Origin of the sequence: Citrobacter sp. CF971, from assembly GCF_006385635.1 — a bacterium.
Taxonomy (GTDB): Bacteria; Pseudomonadota; Gammaproteobacteria; order Enterobacterales; family Enterobacteriaceae; genus Citrobacter; species Citrobacter freundii.
In genome coordinates, this window is record NZ_CP041051.1 from 3743601 (window position 1) to 3757185 (window position 13585).

At 47.9% G+C, this 13585-nt stretch carries 5 protein-coding genes; 3 read left to right on the forward strand and 2 right to left on the reverse strand.

Features of this window, described 5'->3' with window-relative positions; genetic code table 11:
* Positions 1 to 625 precede the first annotated feature (625 nt).
* Entirely contained in the window at positions 626 to 1978 is a 1353-nt protein-coding gene (locus E6P06_RS21695; RefSeq protein WP_023317204.1) for an SIR2 family protein, read from the forward strand.
* A 475-nt stretch (positions 1979 to 2453) separates the two neighbouring features.
* On the opposite strand, the gene E6P06_RS21700 is transcribed toward E6P06_RS21695, so the two are convergent.
* On the reverse strand, positions 2454 to 3434 hold the full coding sequence (locus E6P06_RS21700) for an IS5-like element ISKpn26 family transposase (protein WP_000019445.1): 981 nt from the start codon (positions 3432 to 3434) through the stop codon (positions 2454 to 2456).
* Between the two features lie 782 nt (positions 3435 to 4216).
* Between E6P06_RS21700 and E6P06_RS21705 the strand changes: the two genes are divergently transcribed.
* Complete coding sequence (locus E6P06_RS21705; RefSeq protein WP_139935702.1) at positions 4217 to 7759, forward strand: inverse autotransporter beta domain-containing protein; 3543 nt, start codon at positions 4217 to 4219, stop codon at positions 7757 to 7759.
* 433 nt (positions 7760 to 8192) lie between these two features.
* Positions 8193 to 12548: an autotransporter outer membrane beta-barrel domain-containing protein gene (locus E6P06_RS21710; RefSeq protein WP_139935703.1), complete on the forward strand. Its 4356-nt coding sequence runs from the start codon at positions 8193 to 8195 to the stop codon at positions 12546 to 12548.
* 214 nt (positions 12549 to 12762) lie between these two features.
* On the opposite strand, the gene iolB is transcribed toward E6P06_RS21710, so the two are convergent.
* Entirely contained in the window at positions 12763 to 13581 is an 819-nt protein-coding gene (iolB, locus tag E6P06_RS21715; protein ID WP_139935704.1) for a 5-deoxy-glucuronate isomerase, read from the reverse strand.
* Positions 13582 to 13585 lie beyond the last annotated feature (4 nt).

Here is a 13585-nt window from a genome sequence, read left to right on the forward strand (position 1 = left end):
GGTAAATGATTGTCAGATGTATTCGAGAACTGCCCATCGCTGATAGCCAGTATCAATGTCAAATCAGGTTCTGATCTCCTAATCGTGCTCTCGCGATCAGTTTTCATAGAAACAGTATCCTTTATGCTCGGAAAGGCATATCCCCCTAAAGCAGCTCATGTTTATCTGGCTGAGGCTATGACGCGAAACCATTAGGGAATCTAAAAAAAGTAAAGACTGTGTGATTTGTGAGCTTGATTGAATGCACTGAGAGCTCACGCCGCTGGCGATATTGCTTAAACACAACCGGCAAATAGATCGATAGTCCCCACGGAGGAACGAGGGCATATGCCAGCTTACGTTGTTCGGGAACTTCTGCTTAGTGCCAGGAGCGGACATTTTGTCTCTCGATTCAGGCGGCCAAATTCAGTAAACCACTTCATACTCACTGATCAGCCGCGATGTGTGCGCTGTGTTGCCGTTATTGCAATCACATCCTAAGAAGATTTCTGAGAAACGCAATTAACTTCAATGATATTATATACAAAGGAAACGCTGGGAAACCGGGGTAAAGTTTGGGTGTCACAAAGCCCCGAACCGTTTCGCGGTGCATCACATAGCAATCACCTATCCCTGAGGTAACTATATGGACTTTACGGAATATCAAGAAGAAATAATCGAAGATGTTAAATCTTGCCTTGAAAACTTACAAGTCCAACCCATTTTATTCATGGGTGCAGGTATTTCACAACGATATATAAAAGCGCCTGACTGGGAAGGTCTATTAAAGCAACTAGCGGAAATATGCCCCTTGATCAAACGCCCTTATGGTTACTACAGCCAAACAAAGGGTGATAACAAACCTCTGATTGCTAGCGATTTTTGTGACTTCTATGCTGAATGGGCTTGGGATGATGGCAAGGATCGCTATCCAGAGACATACTTTGAAGGAACGACTCCAAAAGATATTTATATTAAGCATGAAATTGCATCCATTCTGAATGAATTATCAAACTCCGTTGATTTCTCGAACATGGAATATACAGAGGAAGTTCAGAAATTAAGGAAAGTAAAACCTCATGCAATAATCACAACAAATTATGACGACACATTAGAAAAAATATTTGACAATTATCAGGCAATAGTTGGTCATAACGTTGTTAAAGTGAATTATTCATCTTATGGCGAAATCATGAAAATTCATGGTAGCAGTCATGAAGTTGAAAGTATTGTTATTACAAATGAAGATTATGTTGATTTCTATAAACGTAAGAAATATATCAGTGCTAAGTTGCTAACATATTTTGCTGAACACCCCTTGTTTTTCTTTGGGTACAGTATCAATGATGAAAACATAAAGGCAATTCTCTCTGATATAGATGAAATCATCGCTCCCAATAATGCATTGATTCCAAATATTTATCTTGTCTCCTTCAGTAAGGACTGCGAGGCCACTGGTTCTCATCAAAAGGAATTGCTAATCGGTGTTGGTGAGAATAAAAGCGTTCGAATCAAGGTGATATACGCAAATAATTTTGGTTGGATTTTTGATGCGTTATCATCTAATACACCGGAAATTAGTGTTAATCCAAAACTTGTGCGTGCATTTCTAGCCAGAACGTACACATTCGCATCAGAATCCCTTGTTAAACAAGAACTTCCATACGATTTTGAGATGTTCCGCAATATTGCAGAGCATGATGATGCATTAGCAAAAATGTATGGTATCGCTGAACTCAATAATGGGCAGGCACTAAATGCTAGTTTCCCATATACAATGTCTGATCTGGCAAGGATTCTCGACATGGGATCGTGGCACTATGTTAATCAAGAATTCGAAAAATTAAGAAAACTAACCGACTTCAACATTAAAGCATCAGACAACAATTATCATGTTTTCATTAAATCTGGGAAAAGTGGTGTCGGAAAATACTCATCTGAGGCACTTGACTTATTGCGAAAATTGATAAACGGGGAACAGTTTGAGTTAAACCCATAATTAAAGATGATGCACACAATGACGTTATATTAAAGAGGCCGCTGCGAGAGCCTTTTTTGCAGCAGCCTTTTCAACATATGGGCATTTCTAACGAACCAGTGATTAGACATTTTCACTGAATCTTGACATGTCTGCCTGAGTTAAATAGTTTTTTACAGTTGTTTTACGTCCGATCCTCGCTCATAGCAGACATGAATACTCTGCTAATTGGCCACTCCGGGCCTGAACGGACGAGGTACACCATCGACTCAAGCGGACAAGTTTATGGGCCACTACAGTATTTGAGATAGAGCAGTTTTTATTGACCCTCTCAGTAATCAGACGCTAAGGAAGGTGCGAATAAGCAGGTCATTTCTTCCCAAGCTGACTCGCTGATTAAAATTTCGCGGATCTGGGCCGATTTTTTTCCCGCAAACACATCGAATCAGCCTATTTAGGCTATTTTTTCCACCATTTCTGGCGTTATTTCCGGTTTTTACTGAGATCTCTCCCACTGACGTATCATTTGGTCCACCCGAAACAGGTTGGCCAGGGTGAATAACATCGCCAGTTGGTTATCGTTTTTCAGCAGCCCCTTGTATCTGGCTTTCACGAAGCCGAACTGCCGCTTGATGATGCGAAACGGGTGCTCCACCCTGGCACGGATGCTGGCTTTCATGTATTCGATGTTGATGGCCGTTTTGTTCTTGCGCGGATGCTGCTTCAAGGTTTTTACCTTGCCGGGACGCTCGGCGATCAGCCAGTCCACATCCACCTCGGCCAGCTCCTCGCGCTGTGGCGCTCCTTGGTAGCCGGCATCGGCTGAGACAAATTGCTCCTCTCCATGAAGCAGATTACCCAGCTGATTGAGGTCATGCTCGTTGGCCGCGGTGGTGACCAGGCTGTGGGTCAGGCCACTCTTGGCATCGACACCAATGTGGGCCTTCATGCCAAAGTGCCACTGATTGCCTTTCTTGGTCTGATGCATCTCCGGATCGCGTTGCTGCTCTTTGTTCTTGGTAGAGCTGGGTGCCTCAATGATGGTGGCATCCACCAAAGTGCCTTGGGTCATCATGACGCCTGCTTCGGCCAGCCAGCGATTGATGGTCTTGAACAATTGACGGGCCAGTTGATGCTGCTCGAGCAGGTGGCGGAAATTCATGATGGTGGTGCGATCCGGCAGGGCGCTATCCAGGGATAATCGGGCAAACAGGCGCATGGAGGCGATTTCGTACAGGGCATCTTCCATGGCACCGTCGCTCAGGTTGTACCAATGCTGCATGCAGTGAATACGCAGCATGGTCTCCAGCGGATAGGGCCGTCGGCCATTGCCCGCCTTGGGATAAAACGGCTCGATGACAGCGGTCATATTCTGCCATGGCAGAATCTGCTCCATGCGGGAGAGGAAAATCTCTTTTCGGGTCTGACGGCGCTTAGTGCTGAATTCACTATCGGCGAAGGTGAGTTGATGGCTCATGATGTCCCTCTGGGATGCGCTCCGGATGAATATGATGATCTCATATCAGGAACTTGTTCGCACCTTCCCTAAATATCCAGCCACACTTACATTTAGTATGCCATAGAGCGTGTTATTTTGAAGTCGCTCGGCATTTTGGAACCATGCGAGGTTCTGTGGTTCTACTTTATGGTTCCTTTTTGGAACCCATAACGAAATTAATTTAAACAAAAATATTAAATATCAATACACTATAATTAAAAGCACAGGGACGCCAGCCAATCATGATTGGATAGTGCCAGGACAGCACTAGCAAAAACAGGAAGTTAGCAGTCTCAGCAGGACACCGACCAGACGGTGAGGGGACAAAAAAAGATACGCAAAGGAGCCGCGGCTCCGGAGTGACATAAAAGCCCGCTTAAGCGGGCTTTTTTATGCTCTTTGACCCGTCCTGAATAGCGTTGGCACGTTCCAGACTTAAATCCGGAGAATGTGATGATAGCTGAATACGAACAAGCAGATTAATTTCCTGATACCCCTTTTTATTTAACAGTGAACGACCATGGTTAAATAACATCCCTACAAGCTTAAAATCGTCACGATAAAAAGAAACATATTTTTTAAATACATTCGTCATTTAAACGTTCGACATAGTTAGCCCCCCCCACGCCACATAGTGTAAAAACATCCAGTTAACTTCTCCATAAACAACTCTTGAAATTTCCTACTAAATACATATATTACGCATCCCGTTCAGTACATAGAATAACCTTTGATTTTTTTAATTGATATTGGAGTTACGAATGTCAAATAAGAAAATTTCGCGGAGCAATGGGGCAACAGGCCCCGTTAATAAGGTTGTCGCATGGTCAACAATCGCTTTGCAGGCCCTGTATCCTGCCCTTCTTAGCTTCACGCCAACCATTAGCCATGCGTCAGCCGTTAAGGCATCGCAGACCGCCGCAGAACAGCAAGAACTGCGCGGCCTGTCTTCTCTCGCCGCGCAAGCTGGCAGAAGTATTGAAAACGGTCATGCGGGCAGTTTTGCTGCCAATACCGTCTCAGCACAGGCAACGAAGGAGGTGGTAGAGTGGCTACAGAAGTACGGTAATGCGCGTATTCAACTCAACGTCGATGACGCTTTCTCGTTGAAAGATTCGTCGTTCGATTTCCTTTATCCGTGGATTGATACAAAGCAGCATGTTTTATTTAGCCAGACATCGCTTCACCGTACCGATGACAGAACCCAAACTAATATCGGTATGGGTTATCGCTACTTCACGGCGGATAATTCAATGCTGGGCGCAAACTTATTTTATGACTACGATTTAAGTCGTCATCACGCACGTATGGGTGCAGGCGTTGAGTATTGGCGAGATTATTTACATGCAGGCGCAAATGCTTATTTAAGATTATCAAAATGGAAGGATTCCCACGATCTGGATGATTATCAGGAACGTCCGGCGGATGGATGGGATATCTATACCCAAGGTTGGTTGCCATCGTATCCGCAACTGGGCGCATCGCTTAAATATGAAAAGTATTACGGCAAGAATGTCGGCCTCTTTGGCAGCGATCATCTTCAGGAAAATCCGTACGCCTTTACAGGCGGGATCAGCTATACGCCGGTTCCGCTAGTTACGCTTTCCGCTGAACACAAGCAGGGGCAGAGCAATACTCATGATTCACGCTTCGGCGTAGAGATTAACTATCGCCCCGGCATCCCGCTGGCGAAGCAGTTGGATAGCGACAATGTTGCGTTGATGCGCGAAGTTCAGCACGGACGCTACGATTTTGTCGAACGAAATAACAATATTGTTCTGGAATACCGCAAAAAATCGGTTCTGAAAATCCGCCTGCCTGAAAGCGTGCAGGGGGAAGGTGGCGCCGTTGTTCCGGTGACTATTTCACTGGATAAATCCCACTGGGGCATTCAGTCGGTAGAGTGGAACGATAGCGCATTTGCCGCCGCTGGCGGGCGCATTTCCGGTAGCGGCACGTCATGGCAACTGACGTTACCCGCTTATACACCCGGCGGCACCAATCAGTGGCAGATCGGCGCAACGGCGCGAGATGTTAAAGGAAACGTCTCTAACTATGCAGTGATGAGCGTAACGGTGACGGGGAATTCAGCCTCTGTCGGCACAATGGATTTTACATTGAACGACGAGCAGCAACCGATCATCGCGGCTGATGGGAAGTCACAACATCCGGTTAAGCTGGTGATTAAAGATACCAATGGCAATCCGTTAACAGGGCTCGCACATGACATTGAATTATCTTTGGCATTTACGCCTGACGCACAGAGAAATCGTGAGCGTTCGGCACAGGCTCCAAAGCTTGGTGAAGTGCAGGAAACCCGTTCAGGGGTGTATACCGCTATGCTGACGCCGGGTTTAACGGCGGGGACGGCACGCATAACCGCTAAAGTCCTGGGTAAAACAGAAACCCTGACAGTGACACTAAAAGCGGTTTCCGCCGAGTCGGCAAAATCGACATTCACGGTAATGCCCATGGAGCAGGTCGTAGGGCACCCGATTAACCTGGCGTTAGAAGCAAAAGATAAAGACGGGACTGCCATCACCGGCGACGACAGCTTACGTTTTTATGCTGTTTCAGCCAGCGGCGAGATCCGTTTTACTGCAGTAGAAGAGAAAGACGGCGTGTACAGCGCTAAGGCAACGTCTGAACTGGCTCAGGCGACACGCATTGGTGTGACGTCACAAAAACATGATTTCTCCGGGCTGGAAAAACAAGCCAACTGGATTGCAGACAAAACGCAGCCGGTGGTGCAGGCTTTTAACCTGACCAAGGACAATGCGCTGGCGGATGGCAAACAGAGTAATGTCGCGGTCGTTACCCTGACCGACCCTTATGGTAACGCGCTATCCGGATACACGGTCACCCTGGCGTTACCGTCACAGGTCAAGGTTGCGAATGGCGAGAACGTTGCCACCACCGATGCCAAAGGTGAAGCAAGATTCTCACTGACCAGTTCAACGCCGGGAACCTATGAGGTTACGCTGAACGTGGGGAACATCAGCTCATCCCTAAGCGTCACATTTGCCTCTGCAATGGAGGGGGCAACATTGTCTCTGACAGCCAAAGACAATGGCGCAATTACCGATATTGCAGCAAACGGTCGCGATGGTGCCACGCTTGAGATCATGCTCAACAATACCAACGCGTCGGTTGAAGGACAGAAAGTGGAGCTTATCGTAACGCCACAAGGGCTCGTGTACCCGGACAAAATCACCACCAATAAAGAGGGTTACGCGACGGTAACGTTAACAACGGTTAAGGCGGGTCATTACACCGTTAATGCCAGGGTTACAGATGGGCAGCACAGCGTTGAGTCCTCAAGCGTTGACCTGGAATTCGTACCTGATATTAACAGCGCAGTGCTGAATTTGGCGGCACCTGCTGAGAACATCGTGGCAAACGCATCAGCTACGCATGAAATTCAGGTACAGGTTGTCGACGGTGAGAACAACCCATTTAGTGGCAACGTGCACCTGACCAGTACCCCTGCCAGTGGATTAAAACTGGGCCAGTCAGAACTGACATTGGATGAGAAAGGAATGGCATCAACAACCTTTGTTGCCACAGAAGCCGGGCACTATCAATTGCAGGCAACCTTCATCAAAGAGGGTAAACGCGTTACGGCGGGTAAGGCGATTGAGGTGGTATCAGATCTGCAAAATGCAGCGTTGACGATCGAACCGTCAACCACATCCGCCGTAGTGAGTGATGTGGATAACGTGGCGTTTACCCTGCATCTGAGCGATACATCGGGGAACAGCGTCAGCAACCGTAAGCTGAAGATTACGGCCACAGGCCCATCGCCACGCGATCCTCTGGTGATTGATAATACGCTTGTCACCACCAATGCTTCCGGTACTGCGACCGTAAATGTCCACGGTCAAAAGGCGGGTCGTTACACGCTGACCGCCACATTGGCTGAACACGGTAGCAACGTCTCGGCAAATGCTTCGCTGATGCTGAATGCTGATGCCCAGAATCCAGTACTCACTCTGGAGCAGGATTTTGGCTACGTCGTTGCCAACCTTGAGCCGATGGGCTTTATGGCCCGATTGCGGGATAAATTTGGCAATCCGTTAAACGGCAGTGTCGAATTTAGCGCAGGCAGCAGAGCCAAACCCGACAGCGGAACCTTTACGATGACACCGGATAAAACCAACTTTAAGTTAGGAAATGCCTACTCTGAACTGAGAACGGATACTGCTGGTGAAAGTTGGGTGAAAGTGAAGGCAACGACGGGAGATAAAACGTTGGAAAAAGAACTCACCGTCTGGGTAGTTGAGAATCATCAACCGAATTCCTGATCGGGATATAAACAGGAGATAGCCGCAACATGGCGGCTATCTCCCTTTCTATATATTGCCCACACGTCTTCTACCCACTAAGACTCAGAACTATAATAGGTATAGCAAAGCTAAGTTCACTCTCGACGATTCCCCCTCCCCCGTTGATTTGAAAACAAGCAGCAATATAATAAAGGGGCTGGAAATATCAGCAAAGCCTCAGGTAAAATATTTTCAGACTGATGGCTATATTATCAAAATTAATTTATCACGTGACAAACTACGCAGGGAGACTTGAATCGAGTATCCAGTACCGATGTTTACATCACATTAATGACACATGACATATATCATCAATTCGGAGATCTGCATTTTCACTCTCAAAAATGTAGCCCGATAAATACCTTACCCCAAAAGCGTTAAATTTTTATTATGATTATTTTGCGGAGAGTTTATGAACAAAATATATCAAATAAAATGGAGTAAAGTCCGTAATTGCTGGTGTGTGTGCTCCGAACTGGGAAGGAAGAACACGAAAAAAAAGTCCAGGGCGTTATTAGCCGGTGCTGTAGCGCTATGTTCATCAATGGCCTTTGCTAATGATATTGATGTCAGCACAGATAGCACCGTTGATTTTGGCGAAAAAAACCAGTCTATTAATTACCATATCAATGTAAAAGATAATGCTAACCTGGTAATCAATGCGCCGGACTCTCGCCCCCGCCTGACCTTCACATCAGGTGGTGGACTGGATATTACCCAAGGAACAGTACGTATCAATGGCGAGCTAAACGTTCTGCTGAGAGGTACGGGTTACCTTAACGTGTCCAATGCAGGCAGCGAACTCTATGCTGACGACTTATATGACAGCGCATCAGACAACTGGCGAACTGGTGGTTATTTTAACGTGTCTGATGGCGGTAAGATTCATGTTAAAGGGACCAGTCGTCTTACCTATGAAAGGGGAAACATTAGCGGCGAAGGTAGCCAGGTAAATACACAAACATTCTTTATGGGTGTTTTCAAGAGCTACGGTGGCGATCAATTCCTGTCGGTTAATAACAAGGGTGAAATTAACGCCAGTGAGAAATTAAGCCTGGGGTATTATAATCAAGATTCAAATACCACGCTGGTGGTATCTGACATGGGGAAAATATCTGCCCCAGAAATTAGTTTGAGTACGAACTCAGAATTAGAATTAGGCGCTCAAGAAGGTGAGAAAGCTAAATCTGCAGGGGTTATTGACGCCAAGAAAATAGAATTTGTCTGGGCTGGCACGGACAATAAAAAAATCACACTGAACCACACCAGTGATAACGCAAATATAACAGCTGATATATCAAGCGGCAGTGAGGGGCTGGGTAATATCAATGCGCTAAATGGCACAACGTTTTTATCTGGTGACAACTCAAAATTTAGCGGCAACGTAAAAATTGCCAGGAATGCCACCCTTGGGGTTACGCAGAACCTGGGAACCGCTGATATTAGCAATAGCGGCAAACTCTTACTGAACGCCCAGGACAACATGGAGTTTACCAATAAGGTTGCGGGGAACGGAATTATCTCCGTCGGCGCCGGAAATGTGGCGTTATTAGGTGATAACACCGCCTTTAAAGGAAAGATCAATGTTGAATCGGGTGCCGTTGCAACCGTATCCGATCAGAAAAACCTGGGCTCTGCCGGGTTATCCGTTGACGGGAAACTGCAGCTCAATAGCACCAGCGACTGGTTGTTTAGCCACCAGATTTCTGGGTCTGGGATCCTGGGGGTCGATACGGGAAATCACGCTTTCTCTTTTAAAAATAGTACAGCGACCTCTGGGTTCACTGGTGCTCTGGCATTACAAAATACGACATTCAACCTGCAGGGAACCAACACCGATGCTCTTGCAAAAGCAGGGCTGATTGCAGGAAAAGGGAGTGAAATTTCACTGGGCACAGGCACACAGTCCATCGGAAGTCTGGCCTTTTCTGGCGGTACCATTGAGTTTGGTAACATTACCCCCGGCATACACCAAACCGACAAAATGGTGAATGTTAAAGACCGGTTAGACCTGACGGGGTCTGGTGCTGTGCAGGTTAATCCTGTGGGCGTAGTGGACGCCATATCTCAAGGTATTGATACCGGTCTCTCCTTAATGGAGCAGGAAGACGCCAATGCGGAAATTAAACTGGTTTCCACCAATTCAACAACCGTTGTAACAGGAGATGCCGGAAACCTGCAACTGCAGGATCTGAACGGTAACGCGATAACAGACGCTGTTCAGCATGACATCAGCCAGGACGGGCAGGTTGTAGCAAAGGGAACATACGACTATCGCCTGACCAGCGGGCAAAACCATGACGGCCTTTATGTGGGCTACGGTCTGACGCAGATTGAACTACAAGGACAGGGTCAGAATGCACTGAGCCTGAACGCCAACGGAAAAGTCGGGGCGGCTGCGGAATTGAGTTCCCGCCTGACCGGCTCCGGAGATCTGGCGCTCGACAGCCAGAAAGGCCACACAGTTTCACTATCTGGTTTGAATAATGATTACACCGGTCTGACCGATTTGCGCAGCGGTAATCTACTGATGCTCAATGATAATGTTCTGGGCCATACAGCAGGTCTGCAGATGGCAGAAGAGACCGTTTTGGATATGAATGGGCATAGCCAGACGATTGGGCAGCTAACCAGCGCAGCGGGATCAGTTCTGAATATTAATGGCGGTAGCCTGACGATTTCTAACGGCGGAACATCCGCGGGGGCATTGGTCGGCAGCGGTAATCTGAATATAGATAACGGTGTCTTTAGCGTGAAGGGCTGTAATGCGTCCTTAAACGCAACAACGGCCATTGCCTCCGGCGCAGAGGTCACTCTGGATAATGCTCAGGGATTGGGAACCGGGAAGATTATTGCCGATGGTCATCTCAACCTCAATGCCGTTGAGGGACACTTGTCCAACAACCTTAGCGGTAAGGGTGAAGTTTCATTCAGCGAATCTAACGTCGCTCTTAAGGGGGATAACAGTGGATTTAGCGGCCAGCTTAACCTGGATAAAAACACACAATTAGTGGCGTCAGCCGCCGAACATCTGGGGGAGGCGACGATTCACAATCAGGGTGACGTGATCCTTAACAGCATGGATGACTGGACAATGCAAAACCTGGTCGATGGCAGCGGTAATATCATCAAGCAAGGCCAGGGCACTGTCACTCTGACTGCGAATTCCACCTATACCGGCACCACGGATATTCAACAAGGGGGGCTGATGCTGGGTCAGGAGGATGCGCCTGTTACTTTAGCGAGCCAGCAGGTCAATATATCTTCTGCCGGTATGCTTTCAGGCGCAGGAACGGTACTAGGCAGTATCCATAATGCCGGACTGTTTGTTGCCGGAAATGGAGCATCAGGCCACTTTACTGTTGGCGGAGATCTCACCAATCAGGGTGCGATATCTTTGGGGAATATAGGACAGTCCGCCAGCAACCAGCTGATTGTTGAAGGAAATTACCACGGCAACAATGGTCATATTAATTTTGATACGGTTCTGGGGGACGATCGTTCGGCCACCGATAAGCTTACTGTAAAAGGTGATACTACTGGCAATACTCAAGTAAGTGTCACCAATGCAGGAGGCCAGGGCTCACAAACTCTGGAGGGGATTGAGCTTATTCATGTTGATGGCCGTTCTGATGGTGATTTTGCTCAGAGCGGGCGTATCACTGCGGGTGCGTATGATTATTCATTGGTTCGAGGTCAGGGGGCTAACAATAATCACTGGTATCTGACCAGTCAGTTGATTAAGCCTGAAAATCCCGAAAAACCGGTTTCGCCCACAGAGCATATGCTTCGCCCGGAAGGAGGAACCTATACCGCGAACCATGCTGCAGTAAACACCATGTTCAACATGCAGCTACACGATCGCTCGGGCAAAGCTCAGTACACAGATGTGTCAACCGGAGAGATGAAAACCACCGGTATGTGGATGCGTCAGGCAGGAAGCCACCAAAGTTGGTATGACGGTAGCAGCCAGTTGCGTACTCAAAGTAATCGCTATGTGATGCAGCTCGGCAGCGATATCGCGCAGGGCTCAACCAACGGGCATGATAGCTGGCGTCTCGGGATCATGGCTGGGTATGGCCATGACAATAATCAGACCCGCTCATCAGCAACGGGTTACGCCTCGCGAGGTAGCGTCAATGGCTATAGCACTGGCCTTTATGCCACATGGTTTGCCGATAACACTGACCATAAAGGCCTGTACTTCGACGGTTGGGCACAATATGGATGGTTTGATAACCATGTCAAAGGTGAAGGACTGGCTTCTGAGTCCTATAAATCCAAAGGTCTGACGGCATCTGTTGAAACAGGGTATACCTTTAAAGTTGGCGAATTCTCTGGCAGCAAAGGAACCGTTAATGAGTGGTATGTTCAACCGCAGGCGCAGGTTACCTGGATGGGGGTCAAATCAGATGACCATCGGGAAGCTAACGGAACGCGTATCGAGATGAATGGTAACGGTAATATTCAAACCCGTCTTGGAGCCAGAGCCTATCTGAAAAGCTTTAATAAAATGGATGAGGACAAAGGCCGCGAATTCCAGCCATTTATTGAAGCTAACTGGCTCCATAATACACGCAGTTTTAGCACAAAAATGGACGACGTTAGCGTCAGCCAGGAAGGTGCACGCAATCTGGGAGAGATTAAACTGGGTGTCGAAGGCCAGATTACGCCAGATTTAAATCTGTGGGGTAATGTGGGCGTCCAGATGGGAGACAACGGTTACAACAACAGCGCGGCAACGTTAGGACTGAAATATCATTTCTAATCAGCCCTCAACAAAAGATAGCCGGGGTGTTTTCGACAGCACCCAGGCTACTGCCATAACCCCAAATATATCGACGCTTGCATTATTCTCATAGCCAGGCGAGCTATGAGAATAATGAGCACTTAAATAGTACCAACCATCATCCCATCCCTCCCATTTTACTGATCAAGAAGAGGGAAAAAACGACTCGCTTTTAACAAAGCCATTCAAAACCTTACTTATGAACTGGATACTCGCGATTAATCCACGCATGTTCATCTTCCCAAGTGAACATCCATTTGCGTACCGGGCCCGCCATTACGTTGAGATAGTAGCTGTCATATCCTGCCAGGGTTGCCACCGGGTGATACCCTTTTGGCACCATCACGACATCGCGGTTATAGACTGCCATACACTCGTCAAGCGATCGGTCGTCGGTGTATACCCGTTGCAGACAGAATCCCTGCGGCGGGTTGAGGCGATGGTAGTAAGTCTCTTCCAGATAGGTCTCCTGCGGCGGATTGTCGGTATCATGCTTGTGACTTGGCCAGGAACTGGTACAGCCTTCGTTGGTCCACACTTCCACCACCAGCAGGCTATCAGCAGGTTTATCTTCCGGTAAAATGTTATGCACATAACGCTGGTTGTGACCTTTGCCGCGCGCTTCCCCGTCGATATCCTTAGGTGCAATCAGCCGTGTTGGGTGTGTGCCTTTCCCCGGCGCAGCGCAGACCGCCAGCTCCAGTCTGGTCACCGCCTGAACCTGTATGGTTTCACCAGCGGTGACATAGACCGCCCACGGTTTGATCCGTTCGAACGGGCTCATCCGCTCGCCGATATCAGTAAAGGTTGCACTCGGCGTGGTGACGGTCGCGCGTCCGGCGACCAATACCAGACAACGTTCTTCGCTGACGGCGGGCAGCGTAAGCTGCTGCCCCTCTTCCAGTTCATACGCTTTAAAGCCAACATATTCCCAACCGGCGCTTTCCGGCGTCACTGACTGCGTACGCCCCTGCGCGTCCGGCTGCTGCCAACGTGATAATAAACGTGACATATCA